Below are 21,968 nucleotides of genomic sequence, written 5' to 3'. Positions count from 1 at the left end.
GTGACCGACTCCATCACCATCGACCTCGGCGCTGGCGCCAGCATGACCGTCACCGCGCACCCCACCGCCACGCCCGGCCTGATCGTTCACGACCAGGGCATCTTCGGCGACGACTGGCGGCTCACCCACCACCAGTCAACGAACGCACTGGGCGAGTTCGACGACTTCCGGGAGGCGCAGGACGCGGCCACCGCCCTCCAAGGCCTGACGGACTGGACGGGTAGCCCTGCCGCCCTCCAGGACGAGGCCGTGATCTGGAAGGCCATCGACGCGATCGAGTACGCGGGCGGCCGGTTCCTGTGCCGTCGCGGTGGGCTCGGCGAGCAGGTGGCGCAGAAGCGCACGGCGTACCTGACCTCCCAGGGGAGCACCGTATGACCGCCCCGGTGCAGGTGGGCCCGTCGCCGCACGGTGGCGGGCCCAGCCCCTCCCTGGACACGCTCCGCAGCCTTCCCTACGGCGCTGCCCGGCGGACCTACATCACGCATCGGGAGCGGCAGGTCCTGGTCCTCGCCGCGAACGGCAACACGAACAGCGCCATCGGCCAGGCGCTGGGGATCGGCGAGGAGACGGTGAAGACGCACCTTCGCCGGGTCCTGCGGAAGTTGAAGGCGTCCGACCGGACGCAGGCTGTCGCGGTTGCCCAGCGCCTGGGCCTGATCACCCCCGCCGACATCCGTATACCGAGCGACGTCCCGTACGTCGTCTCCACGCCATCTGGGGGGATTGCATGAGCACGGTGCCCTCGAGCGGCGGTCCCGGCCCGTCCCTGACGCAACGAGAAGTCGAGTACCTGGAACGCCTTGCCCGCGGGGAGAGCATCCAGGACATCGCCCGGGCCTGGCACTACGAGCAAAGCGGTGCACGCTCCATCGGGGAACGGCTGAGGAAGAAGCTGGGCGCGAAGACGAACACGCAGGCCGTGTTCATCGCTGTTCAGCTGAGGGTCCTCGACCCGACCCGTCGACACGGTGACCATGCCGGGTTCGCTGCGCACAAGTACCGCGGTGAAGAGCCGTGTGAGGCGTGCTGGGAGGGCGAGCTCGCCTATCGCGCGGATCGTCGGGCCGCTCGGAAGGCCATGAGTAGCAACGCAGCGTGATGACTGTTGCCCGGATGTCTTCCCGCCCTCGGGGCTGAGACCCGCAAGCCGCGGGTGCAGCCCCGTATCCCTTAACCCACCGTCACATCCCGTTCTGTGGAGCCCTCATGCCCGAAATCACGACCAGCATGCAGCCCGACGTCGACCTCACGCCCCGCGAGCGCGTCGATGAATGGGCGCCGCTCCTGCGTGAGCACGGCTGGCAGGTCCAGATATCCGCCACCGTGGCCCGCGCCCGTCTCGAGGCGTTCCATCCGTCCGGAGCGGTCGCCATGGTGACCGCTGGCGCTGTGGGCCGTTCCCGCTCTGGGAAGGCTCACCTGTACGTCCTGAAACCGCCCGGGGTGTCCCCGAGGGGCTGGCTGTCCGTGAACCGTGTCCCGTTCGGCGAGTTCGCCCGTACCCGCACGGTGCGGTCGGGCCGATGGGTCCAGTCGAAGTGCGGCTGCAAGAAGATCCGGCACGCCACGGAGGCCCGCGCCAAGGACGCCCTGCTGGATACGCGGATACGGCGGGCCGTGCATCACCAGGAGCGGCGTGCCGAGTGCCGCGTCTACCGGTGCCCGGACGACGACCGGGCCTGGCACCTGACCAGCCAGCCCGCACGAACCCACGCCTGAAGGGGCCCACATGTACGAACGCAGACGCCCCACGACCAGGGATCTCAAACACTCACTCAGGGTATGCGCGCAGGGTCGCGGCCGCGGTCGGCGTGCCCGGCGGGAGCGTGGTGCCGCTCCTCGTGGTGCACGGGTCCCGGGTAGTCGGCGGGCACCTGGACGTGACGCTTCCCGGCACGCCGCAGCCGGTGTACGTGCTGGATCCGGACTGGATGATGTCCACGCTGCGCGCCGCAGGATCCGGACAGGATCCGCATGCGGCAGGCGTATTGGCCGAACGCGTGGCGCGGGCGCTTCCCGCCTACCAGAACCCGGGACGGCGATGACCATCGTGACCGACACGACGACAGTGCCCCGCGACCAGTGGGAGGAATTGTTCGCCGCTGGGGCGGGTTTCCTGGCGGCCGACGAGCGGGAGATGCGGCTTCTGGCGGGGCACCTGCCGGCCGCGGGCGGGGCACTGCTCGATGTGGGGTGCGGGCTCGGCGGGTACGCCGCGCGCCTGGCCGAGCTTGGCTTCGACGTGACGGCCGTGGACTGGGCCGCCTCCTCGGTGGCCGCGGTCCGCGACCGCTACCAGGACCTGGTGGCAGGGCTCGCCGTGCGGCAGGTCGACTTCGCCGACGAGGAAGCCGTGATCGTGCTGCCGGAGGGCGGGTTCGACGTGGTGACGATGCGGTTGGTGTTCGCGTTCTTCACGGACAAAGCGGCGGTCGCGGAGCGGGTGCGGCGTCTGCTGCGGCCGGGCGGGGTGTGGGTGGTGACGACGTCGCTCGCGGACCGCCTGTCGGCGCGGCGGCATATCGGCATCACCGGTGAGGAGGTGGCCGGCCTGTTGGTGGGGTGGGGGAGCGGGGTCTGGTTCGACCTGGCGCCGGGTGGGGTGCGGTGCTTCGTGCTGCGCCCATGACCAGATCAGGACGTCCTCGGACGGTATGCGGCCCGTCGCTTCCCACCAGGGAGCGGCGGGCCGCTTTCTTGTTTTCGCAGGCCACACCGCTAGACTCGAACGTATGTCCGATCTTTCGTTGTCTGAACGTCTCGCCAAGCTCACCGCTCTCGAGGAGTGGCTGGAGTGGCAGCTGAGCGATACCCGGCGGAAGATCCGCGAGACGGAGCAGGCGATCGAGGAGGAACGGCGGCGCCGGGAGCGGGCCCACGCCGAACTCAGTTTCAAGATCGAGCCGAAGCGGGCAGGCCGCGACGCGAAACTCCACCGCGGCGGCTGCAACCTCTACAAGAACCAGATGGGCTTCATCACCCGCGACGACGCGGTCATCGCCCTCCAGGACGAAGGCACGCCCATCGAGCCCTGCGCCATCTGCAATCCGATGCCCGGCCTCGGGCTGCCGTCCTAGGCGCTGCGCCGCGTCTTCTTCGCCGGCGCCTTCTTGGCTGTCTTCTTCGCCACGGTCTTCTTGGAGGCTGTCTTCTTCGCGGCAGGCTTCTTGGCCGCGGCCTTCTTCTTCGGTAGCTCGTGCACGGTCGCGTGCTCGCCGCTCTCGCCGCGGGAGGCCTTCGCCTTCTGCACGGACTCCTGGAGTGCGGCCATCAGGTCGACGACCGCCCCGCCCGGCGCCTCACTCTCTGCGGCGTGTGGCGGCTCCTTGCCCTTCTCCTTTGCGGTGATCAGGTCGGAGATCGCCTCCGTGTACCGGTCGACGGCGACGTCTTCGGGGATGTCGTCGGTGGCCAGCGCGTCCATGAGCGCCAAGGCCTTGGCAATCTCGTCCTCGGTGAGTTCGACCGGGGCGGGGACCAGGCTCTCCGGGGAGCGGATCTCGTCGGGCCAGCGCATCGCGTGCAGGATGATCGCGTTGTCTTTGATGCGGAGCAGACCGAGCCGCTCCCGTCCGTGCCACGCGAACTTCGCGACCGCCGCCTTGCTGTTCCGCTCGAGGGCCTGCCGGAGCAGCGTGTACGGCTTGTTCGCGACCTGGCCGTCCGGTTCGAGGAAGTACCCCTGCCCGATGCGGATGGGGTCGATGGACTCGTAGGGGACGAAGGCCTCGATCTCGATCGCTTTCGCCGTGGGGAGCGGCAGGCCGGCCAGGTCCTCATCGGTGATCGCGATCAACGTGTCCTTGGAGACTTCGTAGCCCTTCCCGATCTCGTCCGCAGAGACCTCGCGCTCTTCAATTTCGCAGAACTTACGGGTGCGGATCCGCCCCTGATCTTCCAGGTGGTACTGGTGGAATCGGATGCTGTGGTCCTCGGTCGCCGCAGTTACGCGGATAGGGATCGTGACCAGGCCAAAGCTGATCGCGCCGGACCAAATGGCGTGGGGCATTGGTGGCCTCCAGGCCCCCCTGGCGGACCTCCAGCCTAGGACGCGGCCCCTGGGCCAGCATGCGCAAGAGCGTTCCCCGGCGGTCCTACGGCCCAAAAGTTAGCGTCACGGTGACCTTGCCCATGGCCAGGGCCGGAATTCCGGCGCTGATTTCGCCTCCGATCGACCACGACTGCAGAGATAGGTACTTGGAGAGCATGTTCCACACTCGCCTCGTGACGGACAGCATCTTCGGCTGGATGCGTCTGAAGAACCGGCGGCTCAACTGGCTGCGGCCATTTGCAATGGTGTCGCCGTCGACGAATTCTGTGCCTTCGCAGTCGCCGTTCTGACCATCGTCATCTGCGCTTATCACAACTGCTGCGATGTCCGCCTCGATCATGGCAATGGCGCTGACCGCCTGAGCGGCGAGATGCTTTTGCTCCTGATCTGTGGCGTCTGGGATGGCCTCCAGTGCACCAAGGATGCTCTTACGCGCGACCTCGACGCGCTTCTGCAAGTCCTCGAGAACGTCCGTGTCTACCTGCGGAAGGTTCCCCACCTCCTCCTGCACAGCTTCCAGATCGCTCTCTACGCGCTGGCGCTCCTCGTTGTAGGCATGACGTTCATTTCCCTCCGGCACCTGACCTCCTCCTTGGGGTCCATCCGTGAATGTGCAGCGCCGAAGCATTGGTACCTCCACGTGGTGCCGAAGGAATGGGTGACGTGCGTCTTTCAATCGTCCGGCTCTCATGGCAGACGCCAGGTGGCCCATGCGGGACGGCGTTGACGACCACAGGCCCGCGGCCGGTCGCCATCGGGACGGCCCCTGAAAAGAAAGCGTCCCTCGGCCGCCGACGGTCGAGGAACGCCCTGGCCCAGCCTTGCACCCAGTAACTGACAAGGGTTCCGGGCAGCCGTGTGGCCCGGTCTCTCACGGGAGGGGAACCGGGCCACGGGCCGGCTGTTTCGTGCACGGTGCAGGCCGTACACGCCGTCACGCCGGGATACACGCGAGTCTGCCAGGCCAGATGAGGCAGCGGAGGCGGTTCGCGGAAAGGTCAGGCCTCGACGTACGCGACGAGGACGAGGGTGCCCAAGGCGGTCGGGATGTAGATGACCCGTACCCCTGCGCGCTGGTACTCGCGGACGGAACCGTGCTTGGTCGCGGTGCCGACGGTGGGGTCGGCGGCGATCACGTCCAGGACAGCGTCGAGGCGGTCCAGGTCGGCCTGGGGCATGGTCTGGATCTGTTCACGGGCGACGTCGTAGAAGACGACGCGGGCCCGGCGCGGGGAGTGCTTGCCCACTAGGCGGCGCTGGCGTCGCGGGCGGGGAGGCCGGCCTGGAGACGGAGGTCTTCCCAGTCGGCGCACTGCTCGAGGTCGACGCCTTCGGCGGCGAGGCGCTCGAGGACGTAGGCGACACCGGGGTCAGTGATGGCGTGTTCGCGGGCGTCGGCGCGCAGGGCGTTCTGCTCGTCGGGGTCGAAGACGAGGTGCGCCATGAGGGGCCTCCGTGGGAAGGGTGCGGGCTCCACGGTAGCGGGCTCGCGCAGGTGCTGTCAGGGGACCGGGGGTGGCGGCTGGGCCTGCGAGGCGGCGTTCGTGGCGCTGCGGGCGGCGGCAGTGACGGCCTGCATGTCGCCGGGGTCACTACGCCGAAGGACAAAGATTTTAGCGAGCGCGAGCAGGCTGGGCCCGCACAGCACGATCGCCAGCCACCAGGCGTCGGTGTTCGCGACGTACACGCCGGCGCCTAGCATCGCGACCGCCACCACCGCTCCGACGGTGAGCCCGGCCATGTGCCGGGTGTGCTTGCGCTGCTCCCGCTTCTCCTGTGCCTCGTGTTCGGCCGCTGCCGTGACGGCAGCGTCGGCGCGGGCGGCTGCCTCTGCCTGCATATCGAGGCGCTTCATCAACGCTTGGTGGTCCCGCTTGAGTTGCGGCTCCAGCGCCTTGAGGGCGATCTGAAGCTTTTCGGGGCCCAGGACGGCGCCCCACTTCATGGCGATGTCCACGCCCGCGGACAGCACCGGGTCGATGGGGCCTTCGATAGGGGCCTGCGGGGCGGGCAGGGGGCCGTGGTCTTCCGGGCTCACTGCTTGGCCCCTCCATCGCCGCTCGAGGCGGGTGCGTAGTCGAGTTCGGTGGGATCGGGCGGGGGACCGAGCCGCAGGAAGAGTCGCGCCAGGGCGTGATCGAGGGTTGCGCCAGAGGCCGGGGCGACCTCGGCTGCCTCACGGTCGGTGAGCGGTTCCTGGTCTCTCTGCGCAAGGAGGTCGGCCGCTTCCTGGCGCGCCCTTTGCCGCGGGGGGTAGACCGTTCCCTCGGCCGCTCGGAGCTTGGGCCCCTCCTCCGACACCATCTCGACCTCTCCGTTCGGAGAGGGGCGGGAATAGCTCTCGAGGACCTCATGCGGCGGTGGCAGGTTGTCGGGCACGGATCTGAGGATCGCCTCGATTTCCGCCGCCCGCTTGACCGCTTTCATGGTGCGGCGGAACTCTTTCACGACGCCTGTGAGGGCATGGAGCAATCTGAAGTCCACAGTGCCCTCCCTGCATTGACGATGATTCGAAGGTAGCGGCACTGAGGTCAGGGACGGAAGGATTTCGGCCGGTTCCCGGCGGCGGCATCGGCTTCGTGAGGGCGCCGCCGGGCAACGCCAGGGTGGCACAGGGCACTGACAACGCGACCGTACGCCCCTACTGGCCGGGGCTGGCGGGGGATTGTCAGTGGTGGCGGCGATAGTGATCCACATGAAGAGCTATTGGGTCACGTGGGTGGATGCCGACGGGCGGAAGCGGGTGTCGGTGGTCAGCTACGACCAGAGGAGCGCCGAGCACCGCAAGGAGCGGCTCGAGGGCGAGGGCTGCACGGACGTGGAGATCGTGGAGACGAAGCCGGGCGCGCGGCCCGACGTGGGGGCATAGAAAAGCCTGGTACGGCCTGCGCAAGGCTTCCCCCCCCTCGGGCGTCCTGTGCGGGCCGTACCAGGCAGATGCGGGGGGTTAGCCCCAGACGGAGTCCCGCGGCGTGATGGCGACCGGGGCCGGAACGGCGGGCGTGTCGATCGGCAGGACTCCCCACACCGAGTCGGCGCGCGTGTCCGTCGCACCGTCGTGGTGGGCGACGGCGAGCGGCGTGATGGCCGCAGCAGCGGCGAGGGACAGTGCGGCGATGAGGCGGCAGAAGCGTCGGCGGTTCATCTTGTGGTCCTTCCAGTCTCACGATGGTCGTGAGGGGAGTATGTGGGCTCTCCCGGCTGCTGTTCCCTCTGCCTCTGTCTGCCGCGAACCCCGCCCGCACCAGGGCCTGTTGCTGGTGGCCGGTGGTGCTGGTGGGGAGACAGTTTCAGGGGGAGCCGGGAGACGCCACGGCCTTAATCTGGAGTATCAGCCACCGCCGTTCAATCGAACACGGGTGGCATATAGGTGCCTGGCACACAGACGCCAACAGGCGGACGGATAGCCAGCGTTGACCAATTCGGGGGCAAGGGTGGGAGAGGGTGTGACGGGCCCGGGTAAGCAGGGCCGTCCGATGCCGGCGCAGACGGTTTCGCCTGCCGCGGTCGACGAGTATGAGCGGCTCGCGAACGGGGGACCGGTCAGGCCCGGTAGCGCGGAGGCGTTGGAGGAGCTGCGGTCGTGGCGCCTCATCGACGACAGCGACACTCAGGCCGGTGGGAAGCCGGTGGTACTGCCGCCGCAGGCCGCCGGCTGGGCCGTCCTCAAGGACGCGCTGACGAACATGGCGGCCGAGGTTGAGCGGATGGCGACCGTCCCGGCTGCCGTCGACGATCTGACGCTCGCGTTCGAGCGGTCGCAGTGGCGGGCCGGCCGCGGCTCCGAGTTCATTGCCGACGTCGCGCAGGTCAACGCACGCATCGGGGAGATCCTCGCTGGGGCCCGGCAGGAACTTTTGGGAGCGCACCCGTTGGGGCCGCGCCGACGGGAGCAGATGGAGCTCGGGATCGCCCGCGACACGGCCGCGCTCGGGCGGGGGGTGCAGTTCCGCACCCTGTATCTGGATGCGGTGCGGGACGATCCGGTGACGTGCGAGTGGGCGTCGACGATGGCGGGGCGGGGCGCGCACTTCCGTACGTTGGCGGATCCGTTCGAGCGGGTCATCGTCGTCGACCGCAAGGTGGCTGTGATCGCGAACTATGTGATGGAGGATGCGCCGCCGCACGCGGCGTGGATCATCACGGATCGGGCGATGGTCGCGTTCTGCGCGCATGCTTTCGAGCAGGAGTGGCGTCGTGGCCGCGTCTGGCATGGGGAACGCCGCGTCAGGGGCGGTATCAGCCCTTATGTTGCGCCGGCGGGGGAGAGGCGCCTGTCTGAGGCGCAGCGCGCTGTTCTGCGGGCCCTGTCCGAGGGGGAGACGCAGGAGGGCGCGGCACGAGCCCTGAAGATCTCGAAGCGGACCCTGCAGCGCGAACTGGACGCGATCCGCACGGCGTGGAATCTGCCGAACGCGCCGATCGCCCAGCTGACGTTCCGCTGGGCGACCTCCCCGGAACGGGACGTGACGCTCGAGCAGGCCGCCTGACCGTCAGACGGAGGGGCGCCGGCCGGGGAGTCCGAGGCCTAGGACGGCAAGTTGCTCGTCGCGTTGGACGGCTGCACGCCCTTCAGCTCAGCGAGCTCCCGCTGGGCCTCGGCGAGGCGTTTCAGGGCGTCTGCCAGGTCGCTGCGGAGGTCTGATCCGCCGGTGACGATGCGGGAGTAGCCGCGGGTGACGTACTCGAGATCCCGGATACGGGAGCGCAGGCCCTCGGGATCGCGGTCCTGGCGTAGCTCGGCCACCTCGACCTCGAGGCGCCGCATGTCGGCTGCGGTGCGGACCTTCTGGCGTTCCTTGCCCTTGTCGAAGCCGCGGCCGAACGCTGCATGCCGCTCCTCCCGCGGGCACTCCTCGATCCACTTGGCGAGGTTGCGTGCGGCGTCCCGGTGCTCCTGCGCACGCTCAGGCTCTTCCTGCTCGAGCTCGGACAGCGGGAGGAAGTCGTACTCGCGGGACAGTTGCTCGGCCAGGAGCGCCTCGCGGTCCGGCTCCGGAGCGTCATCCACGGGTGGCTGCTTCGTCTTCCGGTGCCGGTCCAGGTCCTCGCAACGATCCTGGTGGACGACGCTGGACGGGCTTCCGTCCGCCCGACGACACGGCCGGTTCGCCGGGGCCTGACAGCGCCGGTGCGGGCACGCCACGGCCCATGCGGGGTGCGCGACGCTCCCGTGCATCTCGGTGCAGGACAGGGCGCAGGTGCCGAGCGTGTACGTGTGCTGCTCGGAGCAGGCCGGCCCGCACTTCTCTACTGGGTTGGTCACGCGGACTCCTTGTCGATGAGCTTGTGGGCGTCGCGGTACTCCCTGCACAGGACGCCGAACGTGTCGGCCTCACAGGGCCCGCCTGCGCCTTCGTAGTGGTGGTCGTGGACGGTGGCGACGTCCAGGGCCTGCTGGCCCGGGAGCGGGGCGGGTGTGGACGTGGCAAGGGTCTTCGCCAGACGCTCGATGTGGACCACCAGATCCGTCACGAGCCCTCCAAGGCGTCCGTGCTTGCGACCAGCCGAAGCCGGGCACGCTGCGGAACGGGCTGCTTGCCGGGGACCGGCCAGTCGTCCGCGCGCACCCCGTACACGGGCGGCTCCCAGCCGTCCCATGCGTAATGTCGGTAGATGCCCACCCAGTCCGCTTCGAAGTAGCAGGCCAACAGCCCGCCTGCGTTGGGGATCGGCTCGGGTGCCGCTGCGTTCTGCGCCTTCACCTGCTCGCGCACACGTACCGCGTGCGGCTGGTGGCGCTGGCAGAACCAGTAGTACTTGTGCCAACCGGTCCCGGGGAGCAGCTCGAGGACGCGGTGCTTACCAGGGGCGCCGCACACGCTGTCGGTGTTCCGGAAGTCTTCCTCTTCGCGCTTCTGCTGGGCGACCCGGCCGGGCAGGGTCATCTGTTCGGCCTTGTAGGGGCGTTCCTTGTACGGGCGCAGGCGCGGGCCGACGCAGCGCCGCGTGGACGGGTCGTAGCCGCCGTACCGCTCCTCCGGGGGCCCGTATCGGGGCCGGTCGTGCTCGATCAGCTCGTTCAGCAGGCTGGTGTAGCGGTGGCGTTCGCTGCGGCCAAGTGCCTTCCGTACGCTGCGCCACTGCTCCTTGGCGCTGTCGGTGGGTTGCATCGTGATGACGTAGGCGAAGGCGAGGAGGAGGCGGCGACTGTCGGCGTCGGCGCGGTCGTCCTGGTAGATGCGGTGGGCGAAGTCGGCGAAGCTGCGTCCGTCGCCGCCACCGCCGCCCGTCTTGTGCTTCGGATCGTCGATGGGCTTCTGGTCGGGGACGAGGTTGAGGGCACCCACGGTCAGCTCTCCTTCCCGTTGAGGGCTTCGATGGTCGGGCAGGGGTGCGGGATGAACGCCACCCACTCCTCGGCCCTGGGGCCGGTGGAGCGGCGTACGGAGCACTCGCCGCACCAGGTCTGTCCCATGTGCTGTACGGGGCTGTGGAGTGCCGTTACGCGGTCCTGGGCGGCATGTAGGCGGTCGAGTTCGGGCTGCACGATGGCCATTGCCTCGTCTGCGGCGGCCTTGGAGTCCTCGGGGTGTCCGTCGTTCTCGAACCGGACGTAGTAGGCGCCGACGATCTGCTGCCACAGGTCGTTGCGGAGGTCGTCACGGACCGGGGTCGGGGAGGTGAGCTCCATCAGTGCCTGGGAGACCTCGGCGGTGCGGATCGTGTCGGGGAGGGTGGTCTGCCAGACGTAGGCGGTGTGCCGGACGGTGAGGATGAGGTGCCGGATCGCGGCCGCGTACTGGTCCCGTTCGTGCTGGATGTCGGCGAGCGTGCCGGACCCGGGCTGCTCGGTCACTGGTCGTCCTTCCAGTTCGGGTTGAAGGTCATGGCGGGGCCGCGGGGCGCTGGGTTGCGCCAGGAGCGCATGTTGGCGAGGGTGCGGCGCGGGTGCACGGTGAAGATCCAGGCGAGTGCGGCGACGACGATCGGGGCGGCGGGCCAGAACTTCCAGGTGCGCCAGCCGGGGGCGGTGGCGGTTTCGGCCCAGGAGAGGAGTCGCGGGCCGGGCCTGTAGCGACCGAGGGCATAGCCGGCCACGAGGGCGGCCGCGATGAGGGCGTACAACATCACGCCTCCTGGGCGAAGTCGTGCCGGTCTTCGTCGTCTTCGCAGGCGGCGCAGGTGCCGGGGGTGACGGGGTCGTCGCCCGCCTCGTGCTCGTCCTCCGCGTGGCCGCATGCGGTGCACAGCGGGATCGGGACGTAGCCGGTGAGGGTCGGGTAAAGGTCGGCGTGGGTGAGGCATGCGTGGACAACGTCGGCGACGATCCCGGCGTTCAACGGGATCTCCTCGCCCTTCGGGTGGAGGCTGCCGCGGACGTAGCCCATGACGGCCGTGTCGTGGACGAGGCCGCGTTCGCGTTCGGTGAGCCCGTCGAGGACTTCGCTCACGGCGTTGGCGCGGGCGGTCGCGCGCTGCTGGAAGTAGGTGGCGAGTTGCTCGGGGATGCCGGTGGTCATCGGCCCTCCCCCTCCTGCGGGTCCGCATCCGGAAGCTCGATGCGGGCGGTGACGATCAGCCGGGCGCCGGGCGGGAAGTTCTTCGCGTCCGCCCAGAAGCCAGGGCCGGACACGATCCCGTGGCTGCCCTTCGCTGCGTCTTCCGGGCCCCAGAAGTGGCCGATCAGTCGTGCCGGGTCTCCTGCCTGGTAGCTGTCGGCGTAGAGCGGGTGGAGGGCCAGGACGGCCGTGGTCTCTAGGTTCGTGGGGGACAGGGTTTCATTCGGCTTGGCGTGGTGTCGGCACGTCCAGGTTTTGCTGACGCCATCGAGGTCGCGTCGTGCCGTGTACTCGATTTGGCTGGTCTCTCGGCAACCAGCAGTGGAGCAGGGGCGGGTGTAGGTGCGTCGACGACCGGTCACAGCTGCTCCTCGGTGGTTGCGCCGGGGCAGTGGACGTAGGCCATTCCAGGCTGCGGCCGCCACGAGTGCGGCATGTGCGGCTGATGCAGTTCCGCTCGGCTGCACGGCATCACCGTCACGCCGGCGGTGACGACGTGGTCTCCGTCGTGCCCGGCGGGCTTGATGCAGCCGGAGCCGTCCCCCGGGCCCACGCCGTAGGGACAGTCAGCTGCCGCGAAGGCGTCGGCGGCAGGCTCGGGTTGATTCACCACAACGCGGACGATGTCCTCCATGAAGTCACCGATGCCTGGCCAGTCCTTTGCAGCCTTCGCGCGAAGGTCCGACGCCACTTGCGCACGCACGGCGGCCTGGTCGTTGGGCGCCGGCTGGATGTCGTCGAAGTCCTCGTCGGCCAGGCGGCAGAGGACCTTCGCCACTGCGCGTGCTCCGTAGGCGGCGTCGCCGCTCATCTCGGCCGCCAGGCGCTCACCCTCACGCCGGGCAGCCTCGATCGTCTCCCGCAGCACGGCGGCCCGGTCGACGGGCGCGGGCCAGCCCTTCACCGGTTGGCGGGCGAGGTAGATGCAGGTCGGCTCGCCGCCCGCGAGGAGTTCCAGGCCGTCGGCCGTCTTGCGCCAGCCATAGTCCGGGCAGCGCTCCTCGTTCTCCTCGTAGTACTCGATCATGGCGAGCTTGGCCGTGGTCTCGTCGGCATAACTGCCGTAGACGGAGTTGTCCTCGCACGACACGGTCCACACCTCGGCCGCGCCAACCCGGTCGGTGGGCGCGGGAAGGACGGGCATGATCGCGTCGGCGATGGCCAGGCTGCGGTTGCGGTCCTCCTGCCCGTAGGTCGGGTACAGCGCCTGGGCGATGCGCTCGCGGAGGTCGGCGTCGGCGGGCGCAGACGGCGCGGCGGCAGCGTGGCCCGGTCCTGCGTCGCTCGGCGGCTCCTCGGCCCAGCGGTCGGGCGAGACAGGCTCCCAGGGGCCCCGGGTGACGCGGCGGCGGATCTGCACGCCGCGCGCGTGCTGGCCGGGCACCATGTCGCCGCCGCCGTCAGGGCGCGGGAACCAGGTGTGGAACTCGTTCTCCGTGGGCGGGGTGCACGGGAGTTGGCTACGCCGGATGAGTTCGGGATGTTCGGTGGCCATGCGGGGCTCCTGGGAAGAGGGCGTTGGTTCAGGCTCTCGCCGATTCCGGCGGGTGTTCCCTGTGCTCGGGAAGGGGTCCGCCCCGGCCCTGGAAGGGGTGGGCCGGGGCGGTGTAGGGGGTGGGTCAGATGGTCTACGGGGCGGAAAGCTCGCTCATGGTGACGACCGTGTGCGGGCTGAGCTCGACCCAGTCGCAGCCGCCGCTGATGCTGATGCTGCCGTCGGCGTGCGGCTCAACCTCGTCGATGGAGAACCGGTCGTGGATCTCCTCGGCCTGCTCGATGAACGCCCCGCGGGCGAGGTTGCGGGTGGCGTACACGCCGATGATGCGGCCGCCGTCTCCGAGTTCACCGGTCATGACGATCCACACCTGCGGGCCGGTGGCGGCCAGCTGAGAGCGGGCGGTCAGTTCCTGGCGGGCGATCTCGGCGCCACGGATGTGCCTGTCGCGGTCCTCGGCCAGGCGGGCCTGGTTGGCGCCGGCCTTCTGCTGGGCGGCCCACTCGGTCAACTCGTCGGTAGGCAGGTGCTGGACGAACGCGCGGGTCTGCTCGGTGGTGGCGTGGATGCTCAGCACGGGCAGGGTGTGGGACATGGCGTTCCTCCTGATAGGTGCGGTGTGGACTCCATCGTAAGCCATAACTCATTGCGCCGCAATGCGTTCGGCGGTCGGGAGTCTCCCCAACACCCGCACCACGCCGTACCGTTCACACATGACCAAAGGGGACCGGCAACGCCGCGACGGCACCACCAAACGCGTCCAGCTCACCAGCGGCGACCACGGCGGCCCGAAAGACAAGAAAGCCAAACGGGCCCGGATCCAACCGGTGGGCCAGCAGCAGAAGAAGGCGGCGGCCACCCGCGAGTGGAAGTCCCTGTTCGCCCGCCTCGCCGAGATCAAACAACGCGACGCGGAACGACAGGAACGGCGAGAGCAGCGGTAACACGACGCCCACAGCCCCGACCCAAACTCCCGCTACCTGGACGGCGGATGGGACTCCGGTGGCAGGATCCCGGCATGACAGATGCATGGGGGACGGTCATCGCCGGAATCGTGGCCGGCGCGCTGGCCTTTCTGGGCAGCTGGTTCGGGTCACGCCGCGGCGTCGCCGCCCAGGCGCAAGTGGAACACCAGCAGTGGCTCCGCGGGCAACGGGAAGCCGCATACGTCGCGTACCTCGACGCCTGGGACCGGGCCAACGAAGAGATGAGCGACCTGGTCGAAGAATGGGACGTTCTGCTCTCCGGGATCGACGAATACGTGGGCGACGGGGTCAGCGCGATGGGCGACTCGGTGAAAGAGGATCTGGATTCCGCGCTGACCCGACTGCGTCCGGCCGCGGAGCGCGTTCAACTCCTCGGCGAGAAGGGCATTGACGAGATCGCCGAGAGGATGAACGCGCTGCTGTGGGCCATGGGGCGCGCGATCGTGAGCCAGCTCCCCGAGAACACGGGGTCGCCCACCTGGACGGCGTACAACGGGAAGTATGCGCAGGGACAAGCGGAGCGGAAGAGCTTCCGCACCCAGGCCCGGAAGGAGATGCACGCAGAGCCGCAGCCGGGGAGGAGTCGAGGCTGGCGTTTCGCTTGGAGCCGGCGCTAGGAAGCGGCCTCGTCTTGCGGCCAGCTCTTCACGACCAGCCACTCCCCTTCGGGGCCGGCCTGTTCCTCGAGGACGATCCGCGCGTCCTTCAGGTCGCTGTAGTCGCCGATCCACGACCGGAACTTGCGGTCCGCGACCGTCGCGTCGACCAGGTGCCTTCCATGACCATGCGGCCGCCCGCGAGGAGGGTGAGCCGGTACTGCGTCTGATCATCCACAGGCGCACTCTGCCACGGGCGACCTAGTCGTCGGTCCCGTCATCGTCGTCCTCGATGCTGTCGTTGACGTGAGCGATCGTGTCTGTGAGAAGGAGAACCAGCCCCTCCAGGTCTTCGGATGCCTGACGCAGGGCTGCCGTGTCGTGTGCCCCGGGCTGGGCATCCCTGCGCACGTCCTCAAGGACCGAGAGGATGCGGCCAGGGGCGGTGTAGATGGTCTCCATGCCAGCTCAACGACGCAGCTCGGAAGGGGTATTGCGGGCCGCTGACCGCAGTTTCCTTGCGGCCAGCTACGTCGCGGCGTAGGCCAGCACGATCACCACCACCAGGACGATCAGCCAGAGCGGCATCTTCGTCGACACGAACCTGCCACGACTATCCCTCGGCTGAACCCGCCGGCCCGTGCCCTTGCGTTTCGCCATGCCCCGTCCCCCTGCCTGCTGGTCTGTGGATTCAGGCTCGGGGGAGCGAAGGCGTGCGGCAAGAACGCGAACTGGCCACCAGTGAGGGCCCGTTGTCGATGTACGGCATTCCCGGGCACCCTGTAGCGCAGGCGGTTCCGCATGGGGTGCGGGCATGGGAGGGGCGGCGTGGAGTTTCTATTTGACTGCGGCTGGTGCGGGACCGAGAACGTGGTCTTCGCTGCGCGGGGTGGGTTCTGGAACAACCGGTTCTATCTCGACGACTTCGACTGCTGGTGGTGTGGCGGCAACTGCGACACCCCGGCCGGGCCCTGGACGCCGGCCGAGTAGGCGTCGACCGTCCCGGTCGGGTCACAGTACGACGACACATCCTTCACGTCGCCTACACACGGCCGCATCATGCCCTTTGACGCCACCACACACTCGGGGGACCCCAATGCGCCGCACCGCCACCGCTACAGCTGCTGTTCTCGTTGCCCTGCTCGCCGCGGGCTGCTCGAGCGGGGGAGACGACGGGAAGGCCGCGCCGTCATCGGCTGCCGGATCCTCAACCCAGTCGGGCGGGAAGCTGTCCGCGGAGTGGGGGCCGAAACTGTCCGCGGCCGCCGACGGCGACAAAGCCGTATGCAACGCGGTCGGATCTCAAGACTGCGCTGACCATCTGACGGACATCGCCATGGTCGTCAGCGACCTCGAGAGCGCCGTCGACGAGGCTGGCGGAAAGACGGCCTACCCGCAGACCGTGCAGCAACTGGACAAGGTCAACTCCGCGGTCGACGCGTACACGAAGCACGAGTGCCTGAAAGACGAGAACGCCGGGATCGAAGGCTCTCCATGTCCGGATGACGCGCAGACGATCCTGAGCGGCGGGGAGACGCTGCCGCTGGCCATGAAGGCCGACGAGGGCTGACCACACGCCAACGCCCCACCAGCGCGCCGGTGGGGCATTCGTGCGACGGCGCTCAAGAGCTGCCTAGCCGTTCAGGAGCCTGTCCCTGGCCACCTCGTAGGCCGCGCGAATCAGCTCTTGGTGGTCGTCATCGAGGCCTCGAGGGGCCTTGTGCCGTAGGCCGACGCGGAAGAAGCTGACCGTCCCGAGTAGCGGACTTCCGTCGCTGCCCAGAAGGCGCAGCATCTCGGTGCCGACCGGGTTGAGGTTCGCCGTGGAGGCTTCCACCAGCTCGCCGATATAGGCGTTCACCGTCGGCGTCTCGTCAATCATGATGCGATCGACGATGCCGCCGCCCGCCGTGTTCGTCGCCCGGCGCATCTGGACCGCGCTTCCCTTGCACTCCCGCAGCGTTCCGTCGGGGGTGACGAGCATGTACGAGATTGGCGTGCCCCGGTCCTCCCCGGGGCGTCCCGACCTGAGCCGTTCCAGGTCGATCTCGAGCCCCTCGCCGACAAAAATAGAGTCCTCGCGTGCCTCGTCGAAGTCCGCCTCCATCTCGTACGCCTCGGCGGCCGCGCTGCTGATGCGCTGCTTGAGGGAGAGGAACGTGCGCATGGCGTCGGCGCGGGCGCGGTCTTCAGCGATGAGGCGCAGCGCGGCGGCGTGCATGGCGGGCCGGGCAACCCAGTTCGGCAGGTCGTACTCGGGGACGGGCTTGTCCTTGGCAAAGCCGATGCGGCGGGACAGGTTCGTCACGGACGCGGCGGAGACGCTGCCGGGCTTCAGGCCGGGCGTGCGCTGCCCCCAGGCGACGGAACTAGAGGTGGCACCCCAGGCAACCGCGACCAGTTGGGACAGGTTGAAGCCGTCTTTGAGGGCGTTACGGAATGTCTCGTACGCGTCGGGAAGGCGATGCTCGGGCACCGGGTCTTCCCGGTACTTCCGAGTGAGGAGCCCGTTCAGGTAGTCGACGGCCATGCCGGCCTCGAGGTTGGACACGATCTCTTGCAGGAGGAGGCCCTCGTCGGTCAGGTAGGCGCGCAGTGCATCGGTCGCATCGTGGCGGGCCTGCGCGTCGTCGCCGAAGAAGTAGGCGAGACGCCAAGGAGTCCGGTCTGGGTAGACCCCGTGGACTGTGTTGTCGTCCTCGTAGGCGAAGTCGTCGACCTTCGCAGGCAGGCAGGGGGCGATCCAGTTCTTCCCGTACAGGGTGCGGATCGTCTCGATGTCGGTGTCCTGCGAGCTGGTGAACGTGTACTCCAGGGTGCGGAACGGCCCGAACGTCGAACTGCCCGTGGCCTGCATGACGTCGACCACGGACAGCAGGAAGAGCGCCTCTCGGGGCGTCAGATCCTTGGGAGCCGGGCGCTCCTGGTGATCCGCAAGCCAGCGGCTGGCGTTGGCGGACTGCTCCTCGATGTCCTTGCGCTGCTCTTCCTGGCTGCGCTGCTTCTCGGTGCGGGCCTGTTCGGCGGCCGCCTCCCGCTCCAACCGTGACGCCTCTGCATGTGCTTCACGGCAGTCCTTGCACGCCATCCGCGCGGTGTTCTCCTCGAGCGGGAACCAGTCCGCGGTCCAGGACACGGCGGCCGTCACGTCGGACCGTGTGGACACCGGGGACGGGCTTGCGCAGTCAGGGCAGACCTGCGTGAGCAGTGAGGCGTGGCAGGCTTCCTTGACCTTCTTCGAGACGAGATGGGGGGCGCCGAGGTCGGCGACCTTGTGCGTCCACGTGCCGGGCTCGCTGAACGCCCAGTACGCCAGGCAGAGCGCCGTGTCCTCCGCCGAGAGACCCGGCTCCAAGTGGACCTCGAGGAGCGGCTGTTCCCGTGACGGGATCAGGTGCCGTTCCACGGCGGAGGGCTGCTGCCCGGCGCTCTGCTGACGCTTACGACGACGTTGACGCTTCCCCATAGCGACCCCCCTGAGATGAAGATTTCCAGGGTAGCGCCGGGCGCTGACAGTCCCGGCGCCTCACGAGGTCAGAACGGCGCCTCGGTAGCCTGGGCTGCCCGGCCGGCTTCCTGCAGAGAGTCCGCCCACTTCTGGCAGTCCCGGCACAGATCGCCATCGCTCGACTTGGGGATCGGGTTGCCGCACTTGCACTCGCGGAATCCGAGGGCGCCAGGCGGCCGCTGACCGGGCATCGCAGGCTCTGACGGGCCGGAGGAAGGTGCGGTGCGCCCGCGGGCCGCCTTGCGGTCCTCGAGCCGCTCCGGGCACACCGTGCAGGCCTCGCCCGTGTCGACGTCGACACCGTCCTCGCAACGAGGCGCCGCGCAGCCCCACTTGTCGTCGCGCCCGTACGTGCGCACCAGGTCGATCGCCACACCGACAGGCGACTTGATCTCCTCACCCTCGTCGACCTTCCGCGCCCAGCCGTGCACGTACCAGCGCCGGTCGATCCGGGCAGCAAGCTGCTCCACCGTGCGGCTGTCCGGCCTGCCCGTAGCCATCGCAGCAAGGATCGCGTCGCTCAGGACCGGAACATCGGCAGGACGCAGCTCGTCCGGGAAGTGCGCACGAACAGCCAGGACGGCTGCCCGCTGAGCCGCGGTGTGCTTGGCCTTCTTCTTGCTGCTGCGCTTTTCATCGGCGGGAGAGGGACGGGGAGATGTCTTTCCGGACGCGGCAGAGCCGCCCGTGCTCGACCCACTACTACCTGTAGAAGGCCTACGGCCGTCCCCAGCGCTACGCGCCGAAGGCGCATTCCCACCGGTAGCCGTACCAAAAGAAGGAACCAGAGGGCCGTCGCGTTCTTCCTGCTCAGCCCCCGGATCCGGGTCGGAATTCTGACCCCGTGGGTCAAAATTCTGGCCCGCCGGGTCAAAATTCTGACCCGGATCACCTGTGTTACCAGGTCCGTCGTGACCCGGGGCAAAATTCTGACCCGCTTCGATCTGGCCCCTCGCCTCGGTCACGAAAGCCAGCTTGACCTCGGTGTTTCGCCAGCCCCCGTACCCCTCAGGCGGCAGGTCGTTGATCCGTAGACGGAGTACCCGCTGCGCCGCCGCAGCACGCGAAGACGTCTTCACCGGATCGCCCTCCGGGGTGGTCACCAGACCGACCGCGGTCAGACTGCCGATGATGCCCCGCACCCGGCCGAGGCTGTTCTCCTTGCCGTTCACCCCGGGGATCAAGTCACCGAGGTTGGCCAGAGTCATCTTCCGAACCGGGTTCTTGTACTTCTCGATCACCAATGACCGCAGGATCAGGTACCCGCGCACGTCGACGTCCTTGAGCTGCGGGCACAGGGCGATCCAGTCGTACACGCGCGTCGTGTACCAGCCGCCGTCCTCCGGCCCGTACAGCTCGATCGGAGTCTTCCCGGTGGGTTCGTTGAACTTGTTTCCGGTCACAGTGACACCCCTACGGTCTGGGGTGCGGAGCGATGTCCCGCTACTGTGGCCATGAACGACCTGCCTTCAGAAGCTGTTGTTCGTTGGCCAGCGGGCTGCGATCCGCTGGTTGTGTCGTGAACGGTCGGTAGAGGGTGCTGCGCCCTCGAGCCGGCCGTTCCGCGTTTCCAGGGCTCTGAGGCTGCGATCTCAGGCCTGTGAACCGTTACTGCTGGGTGCCGCCCTTGGCGCTCCGACGTGGCTCCTTGTCGGGGCCGCGGCCCACGATCGGGTGCTCGTCGAAGAACTTCAGGAACGGCCCCGTCTCCATCGCATCGGCGTTCGCCAGGTCCCAGTACGGGTACGGGCGATCCGGGCCGAAAGGCCAGTCCGGGTGCTTGGACAGGCGGCGTACCCCTTCGCGCGTCATGTTCTTCACCTTGCCGAGGCGGACCAGGAGGTCGGCGCCGGTGGCGAAGGTGACGACGGGCGGGAGGGTGTTCAGGGTTCTTGGGTCAGGCTTCTTCAACGCATGCTCCCCGGATCTTGAAGATCGGGGGCAGCGCGAGAGGATCGCCAACAAGTAGCATCGTTATCGACTGCCTTCCTTGCACAGGTTCGGTGGTCACTGCCGGTCCGTATTCGCAGTACGCCGGCGTAGAAACGGTCCACGGTCTAGCCACCGGTGGGCCGTTTCTGCTGTTCAGGGCGGTGATCGCATCATGGTGTTTCTCCTCCTGGACTTTCTAGTCGAGTTGCTTAACGGCTGGCTCTACTCCATGGCATTGGTTCGGTCTGCCAACTCCATCAGGTTCGGGGGGACGTTGGGGCCGGAGACCAGGACCAACTCCTTGACGGCGGCGCGGACCGCGGCGTGGTTCTGCACGGTTTCCGGCGACACTTCTTCCGCGCGCAGCAGGCTGTCGACGGCGTCCCCTGTTTGGCGCCGCTGCGCGTACGCTCGCCCCAAATCCATCAGCAGCCTTCCCTGGCGCTCAGGGGACAGGGCCGATGTATCTACGGACAGAGCGACTTCGATGGCCTCGCCCGCATCGCCGAGCTCCACCGCCGTAGAAACCGCCTGGATGGCGACGTTCGTCGGACCGAACTCCAGGTGGTAGTCGTTGCGGTCCTCGCCCATGCGGGCAGCGACCTGACGAGCCTTCTCGATCTCCTCCCGGGCTTCGGTGCGCTGCACGCATCGCGCGTGCACCAGAGCCTTCGCCAGGTGCAGCGACCCGAGAACGGACAGGCCTTCCGGCGTCAGGTCATCGCGCTGCTCAAGAGCCTGCAGAGCGGCACGGACGGCATGCTCGGCTTCCTGCTTGTCCCCGAGCCGCACGAACGCGTGCGCCATGCGGAACACGCCCGCGCACACCAGCAGCACATCGCCGGCCATCTCGGCAGCCGTGATGGCACGGTCCGCGGACACCCATGAAGCCCGAGCGTCGCCCTGCCGTGCGAAAGCCGATGCCAGCGCCTGGTAGGCGTTCGACAGGAGCGTGTACGCCTGCGCCCGCTGCCCTTCAGGGACGGTACGAACAGCCCGCTCCAGCTGCGGAATCAACTCGGTGACCATGTCACTGACCGCAGGATGATTCGCCTGGTGGGTCTGCTCCCACATCTCGTCCACCTGAACAGCCAGAGCCTCCAGGTCGGCCGGCTCTGTACCTGCAGGACCCAGCAGCGCGTCCAGGGCCGGATGCCCGGCGATGACCTCCCGCGCCCCGTCCAGATCGTTCGACCTGACAGACACCGGCTCGACAACCGGAGCAGCCGGAGCATCCGGGTTGAGGGTCGTCGTAGACACGCCGAGAGCGTTCGCGATCTCCTGCAGCACGTCCATGCGGCGCACCGGCTGGATACCGCGCTCCACCTGCGACATCCATCCAGAAGAGCGGTTGTTCAGCAGGGCGGCCAACTCCTGCTGCGTCAGCTCTCTGGCCTTGCGCAGGTCCGCGACGCGCTTACCGAACGCGCGATCGCGGGGATCAACCTCCTTTCCGCGGGGCTTGCTCATGTCGCCTCCCTCGCCGGCCTCTTGCCGGTCATCTCGTTCAGGAACTCCACCTCGGTGCTGGTCAGGTACTGCTCCCGTTCGGCCAGCATCCGCTTCGTGTGCTCCTGCGCCTCGTGCGCCGCGAACGCGGAACGGTCGGCGTACAGCTCGTAGAAGACACGGACGAGGGGCTCGTCTTCGGGGGTGTGTACGACGTAGACGAGCGTGCCGGGTTCGGTGCGGATGCCCTCGAGAGTGCGTTCCACGAGGGCGTCGAACCGCTGTGCTGCGTCGGCGTCGCGGGTGGTGAACCGCACGTTGAGTGCGTATCCGCTCTGCAATGTTCCTCCTGGGTTCGTCATGCTGACAGTCTCACACTACTAGAAATAGTTCGAGACTGACACCAACGCGTTGACTCGAACTAAAACTTCGAGTAGCGTCGTTCA

Annotated in this window: 36 protein-coding genes; 13 read left to right on the top strand and 23 right to left on the bottom strand. The window is 68.3% G+C overall.

Features of this window, described 5'->3' with window-relative positions; genetic code table 11:
• The 7 genes from AC07EJ_RS27230 (at window position 1) to AC07EJ_RS27200 (ending at window position 3,080) form a co-directional block, all read left to right on the top strand.
• On the top strand, window positions 1-378 hold the full coding sequence (locus AC07EJ_RS27230; protein WP_478885145.1) for a hypothetical protein: 378 nt from the start codon (window positions 1-3) through the stop codon (window positions 376-378).
• A complete protein-coding gene (locus AC07EJ_RS27225; RefSeq protein WP_478885144.1) occupies window positions 375-734 on the top strand; it encodes a response regulator transcription factor in 360 nt (119 codons plus the stop codon). Before AC07EJ_RS27230 ends, AC07EJ_RS27225 begins: the two co-directional genes overlap by 4 nt.
• Entirely contained in the window at window positions 731-1,102 is a 372-nt protein-coding gene (locus tag AC07EJ_RS27220; RefSeq protein ID WP_478885143.1) for a LuxR C-terminal-related transcriptional regulator, read from the top strand. The genes AC07EJ_RS27225 and AC07EJ_RS27220 overlap by 4 nt, the downstream gene beginning before the upstream one ends.
• Window positions 1,103-1,209: 107 nt before the next feature.
• Window positions 1,210-1,722, top strand: coding sequence for a hypothetical protein (locus AC07EJ_RS27215; protein WP_478885142.1), 513 nt, complete (start codon window positions 1,210-1,212; stop codon window positions 1,720-1,722).
• A gap of 110 nt (window positions 1,723-1,832) precedes the next feature.
• Entirely contained in the window at window positions 1,833-2,048 is a 216-nt protein-coding gene (locus tag AC07EJ_RS27210) for a hypothetical protein (protein ID WP_478885141.1), read from the top strand.
• Window positions 2,045-2,632 carry a class I SAM-dependent methyltransferase gene (locus AC07EJ_RS27205; RefSeq protein WP_478885140.1) on the top strand — a complete coding sequence of 196 codons (588 nt, stop codon included), beginning with the start codon at window positions 2,045-2,047 and terminating at the stop codon, window positions 2,630-2,632. The genes AC07EJ_RS27210 and AC07EJ_RS27205 overlap by 4 nt, the downstream gene beginning before the upstream one ends.
• Window positions 2,633-2,735: 103 nt before the next feature.
• Window positions 2,736-3,080: a DUF6233 domain-containing protein gene (locus tag AC07EJ_RS27200; protein WP_478885139.1), complete on the top strand. Its 345-nt coding sequence runs from the start codon at window positions 2,736-2,738 to the stop codon at window positions 3,078-3,080.
• On the opposite strand, the gene ku is transcribed toward AC07EJ_RS27200, so the two are convergent.
• The 6 genes from ku to AC07EJ_RS27170 form a co-directional block, all read right to left on the bottom strand.
• Window positions 3,077-4,012 carry a non-homologous end joining protein Ku gene (gene ku / locus AC07EJ_RS27195; protein ID WP_478885138.1) on the bottom strand — a complete coding sequence of 312 codons (936 nt, stop codon included), beginning with the start codon at window positions 4,010-4,012 and terminating at the stop codon, window positions 3,077-3,079. The two genes, AC07EJ_RS27200 and ku, sit on opposite strands and share 4 nt — an antisense overlap.
• 85 nt (window positions 4,013-4,097) lie before the next feature.
• Window positions 4,098-4,634: a hypothetical protein gene (locus AC07EJ_RS27190; protein WP_478885137.1), complete on the bottom strand. Its 537-nt coding sequence runs from the start codon at window positions 4,632-4,634 to the stop codon at window positions 4,098-4,100.
• A gap of 418 nt (window positions 4,635-5,052) precedes the next feature.
• Window positions 5,053-5,301, bottom strand: a complete 249-nt coding sequence (locus tag AC07EJ_RS27185) for a hypothetical protein (RefSeq protein ID WP_478885136.1) — start codon at window positions 5,299-5,301, stop codon at window positions 5,053-5,055.
• Entirely contained in the window at window positions 5,301-5,498 is a 198-nt protein-coding gene (locus AC07EJ_RS27180; protein ID WP_329580454.1) for a hypothetical protein, read from the bottom strand. Before AC07EJ_RS27180 ends, AC07EJ_RS27185 begins: the two co-directional genes overlap by 1 nt.
• 57 nt (window positions 5,499-5,555) lie before the next feature.
• Window positions 5,556-6,092 (bottom strand): hypothetical protein, encoded by a 537-nt coding sequence (locus AC07EJ_RS27175; protein WP_478885135.1) that lies wholly within the window; start codon window positions 6,090-6,092, stop codon window positions 5,556-5,558.
• Entirely contained in the window at window positions 6,089-6,538 is a 450-nt protein-coding gene (locus AC07EJ_RS27170; protein ID WP_478885134.1) for a hypothetical protein, read from the bottom strand. Before AC07EJ_RS27170 ends, AC07EJ_RS27175 begins: the two co-directional genes overlap by 4 nt.
• Before the next feature lie 211 nt (window positions 6,539-6,749).
• Here AC07EJ_RS27170 and AC07EJ_RS27165 point away from each other — a divergent pair, with 211 nt between their 5' ends.
• Window positions 6,750-6,923 (top strand): hypothetical protein, encoded by a 174-nt coding sequence (locus AC07EJ_RS27165; RefSeq protein WP_478885133.1) that lies wholly within the window; start codon window positions 6,750-6,752, stop codon window positions 6,921-6,923.
• Between the two features lie 78 nt (window positions 6,924-7,001).
• Here the strand turns inward: AC07EJ_RS27165 and AC07EJ_RS27160 are convergent, their stop codons facing one another.
• Complete coding sequence (locus tag AC07EJ_RS27160) at window positions 7,002-7,199, bottom strand: hypothetical protein (RefSeq protein WP_478885132.1); 198 nt, start codon at window positions 7,197-7,199, stop codon at window positions 7,002-7,004.
• 331 nt (window positions 7,200-7,530) lie between these two features.
• On the opposite strand from AC07EJ_RS27160, the gene AC07EJ_RS27155 reads away from it, so the two are divergent.
• Window positions 7,531-8,544: a phospholipase D-like domain-containing protein gene (locus AC07EJ_RS27155; protein WP_478885131.1), complete on the top strand. Its 1,014-nt coding sequence runs from the start codon at window positions 7,531-7,533 to the stop codon at window positions 8,542-8,544.
• Between the two features lie 38 nt (window positions 8,545-8,582).
• Here the strand turns inward: AC07EJ_RS27155 and AC07EJ_RS27150 are convergent, their stop codons facing one another.
• The 9 genes from AC07EJ_RS27150 to AC07EJ_RS27110 all read right to left on the bottom strand — a co-directional run bounded on the left by AC07EJ_RS27150 (window position 8,583) and on the right by AC07EJ_RS27110 (window position 13,646).
• A complete protein-coding gene (locus AC07EJ_RS27150; protein ID WP_478885130.1) occupies window positions 8,583-9,320 on the bottom strand; it encodes a hypothetical protein in 738 nt (245 codons plus the stop codon).
• Entirely contained in the window at window positions 9,317-9,529 is a 213-nt protein-coding gene (locus tag AC07EJ_RS27145) for a hypothetical protein (RefSeq protein ID WP_478885129.1), read from the bottom strand. The genes AC07EJ_RS27150 and AC07EJ_RS27145 overlap by 4 nt, the downstream gene beginning before the upstream one ends.
• Window positions 9,526-10,344: a hypothetical protein gene (locus tag AC07EJ_RS27140; RefSeq protein WP_478885128.1), complete on the bottom strand. Its 819-nt coding sequence runs from the start codon at window positions 10,342-10,344 to the stop codon at window positions 9,526-9,528. Before AC07EJ_RS27140 ends, AC07EJ_RS27145 begins: the two co-directional genes overlap by 4 nt.
• 2 nt (window positions 10,345-10,346) lie before the next feature.
• Window positions 10,347-10,853, bottom strand: a complete 507-nt coding sequence (locus AC07EJ_RS27135) for a hypothetical protein (RefSeq protein WP_478885127.1) — start codon at window positions 10,851-10,853, stop codon at window positions 10,347-10,349.
• Window positions 10,850-11,125 (bottom strand): hypothetical protein, encoded by a 276-nt coding sequence (locus AC07EJ_RS27130; protein WP_478885126.1) that lies wholly within the window; start codon window positions 11,123-11,125, stop codon window positions 10,850-10,852. The genes AC07EJ_RS27135 and AC07EJ_RS27130 overlap by 4 nt, the downstream gene beginning before the upstream one ends.
• A complete protein-coding gene (locus AC07EJ_RS27125; RefSeq protein ID WP_478885125.1) occupies window positions 11,125-11,517 on the bottom strand; it encodes a hypothetical protein in 393 nt (130 codons plus the stop codon). Before AC07EJ_RS27125 ends, AC07EJ_RS27130 begins: the two co-directional genes overlap by 1 nt.
• Window positions 11,514-11,918, bottom strand: a complete 405-nt coding sequence (locus AC07EJ_RS27120; RefSeq protein ID WP_478885124.1) for a hypothetical protein — start codon at window positions 11,916-11,918, stop codon at window positions 11,514-11,516. The genes AC07EJ_RS27125 and AC07EJ_RS27120 overlap by 4 nt, the downstream gene beginning before the upstream one ends.
• Window positions 11,915-13,051, bottom strand: a complete 1,137-nt coding sequence (locus AC07EJ_RS27115) for a hypothetical protein (RefSeq protein WP_478885123.1) — start codon at window positions 13,049-13,051, stop codon at window positions 11,915-11,917. Before AC07EJ_RS27115 ends, AC07EJ_RS27120 begins: the two co-directional genes overlap by 4 nt.
• Before the next feature lie 133 nt (window positions 13,052-13,184).
• Window positions 13,185-13,646: a hypothetical protein gene (locus tag AC07EJ_RS27110; RefSeq protein WP_478885122.1), complete on the bottom strand. Its 462-nt coding sequence runs from the start codon at window positions 13,644-13,646 to the stop codon at window positions 13,185-13,187.
• Between the two features lie 118 nt (window positions 13,647-13,764).
• On the opposite strand from AC07EJ_RS27110, the gene AC07EJ_RS27105 reads away from it, so the two are divergent.
• Window positions 13,765-13,995 (top strand): hypothetical protein, encoded by a 231-nt coding sequence (locus tag AC07EJ_RS27105; RefSeq protein ID WP_478885121.1) that lies wholly within the window; start codon window positions 13,765-13,767, stop codon window positions 13,993-13,995.
• A 74-nt stretch (window positions 13,996-14,069) separates the two neighbouring features.
• Complete coding sequence (locus tag AC07EJ_RS27100; RefSeq protein ID WP_478885120.1) at window positions 14,070-14,654, top strand: hypothetical protein; 585 nt, start codon at window positions 14,070-14,072, stop codon at window positions 14,652-14,654.
• A gap of 240 nt (window positions 14,655-14,894) precedes the next feature.
• Here the strand turns inward: AC07EJ_RS27100 and AC07EJ_RS27095 are convergent, their stop codons facing one another.
• Together AC07EJ_RS27095 and AC07EJ_RS27090 are read right to left on the bottom strand one after the other, a co-directional pair.
• Window positions 14,895-15,095, bottom strand: a complete 201-nt coding sequence (locus AC07EJ_RS27095; protein WP_478885119.1) for a hypothetical protein — start codon at window positions 15,093-15,095, stop codon at window positions 14,895-14,897.
• A 66-nt stretch (window positions 15,096-15,161) separates the two neighbouring features.
• Complete coding sequence (locus tag AC07EJ_RS27090) at window positions 15,162-15,293, bottom strand: hypothetical protein (protein ID WP_478885118.1); 132 nt, start codon at window positions 15,291-15,293, stop codon at window positions 15,162-15,164.
• A gap of 168 nt (window positions 15,294-15,461) precedes the next feature.
• Here AC07EJ_RS27090 and AC07EJ_RS27085 point away from each other — a divergent pair, with 168 nt between their 5' ends.
• Window positions 15,462-15,623 carry a hypothetical protein gene (locus tag AC07EJ_RS27085; RefSeq protein ID WP_389487100.1) on the top strand — a complete coding sequence of 54 codons (162 nt, stop codon included), beginning with the start codon at window positions 15,462-15,464 and terminating at the stop codon, window positions 15,621-15,623.
• 106 nt (window positions 15,624-15,729) lie between these two features.
• Window positions 15,730-16,203: a hypothetical protein gene (locus AC07EJ_RS27080; protein ID WP_478885117.1), complete on the top strand. Its 474-nt coding sequence runs from the start codon at window positions 15,730-15,732 to the stop codon at window positions 16,201-16,203.
• A 63-nt stretch (window positions 16,204-16,266) separates the two neighbouring features.
• Here the strand turns inward: AC07EJ_RS27080 and AC07EJ_RS27075 are convergent, their stop codons facing one another.
• The 5 genes from AC07EJ_RS27075 to AC07EJ_RS27055 all read right to left on the bottom strand — a co-directional run bounded on the left by AC07EJ_RS27075 (window position 16,267) and on the right by AC07EJ_RS27055 (window position 21,884).
• Window positions 16,267-18,099 (bottom strand): hypothetical protein, encoded by a 1,833-nt coding sequence (locus AC07EJ_RS27075; protein ID WP_478885116.1) that lies wholly within the window; start codon window positions 18,097-18,099, stop codon window positions 16,267-16,269.
• Window positions 18,100-18,167: 68 nt separating this feature from the next.
• Window positions 18,168-19,544 (bottom strand): hypothetical protein, encoded by a 1,377-nt coding sequence (locus tag AC07EJ_RS27070; RefSeq protein ID WP_478885115.1) that lies wholly within the window; start codon window positions 19,542-19,544, stop codon window positions 18,168-18,170.
• A 205-nt stretch (window positions 19,545-19,749) separates the two neighbouring features.
• On the bottom strand, window positions 19,750-20,052 hold the full coding sequence (locus AC07EJ_RS27065; RefSeq protein WP_478885114.1) for a hypothetical protein: 303 nt from the start codon (window positions 20,050-20,052) through the stop codon (window positions 19,750-19,752).
• Between the two features lie 243 nt (window positions 20,053-20,295).
• Window positions 20,296-21,543: a helix-turn-helix domain-containing protein gene (locus AC07EJ_RS27060; RefSeq protein ID WP_478885113.1), complete on the bottom strand. Its 1,248-nt coding sequence runs from the start codon at window positions 21,541-21,543 to the stop codon at window positions 20,296-20,298.
• Window positions 21,540-21,884, bottom strand: a complete 345-nt coding sequence (locus AC07EJ_RS27055; protein WP_478885112.1) for a putative quinol monooxygenase — start codon at window positions 21,882-21,884, stop codon at window positions 21,540-21,542. The genes AC07EJ_RS27060 and AC07EJ_RS27055 overlap by 4 nt, the downstream gene beginning before the upstream one ends.
• Window positions 21,885-21,968: the final 84 nt, after the last annotated feature.

The organism is Streptomyces sp. NPDC045026 (genome assembly GCF_056432625.1).
Note: the sequence above shows the minus strand (reverse complement) of the source record. Positions and strands in the feature narration are given on the sequence as shown.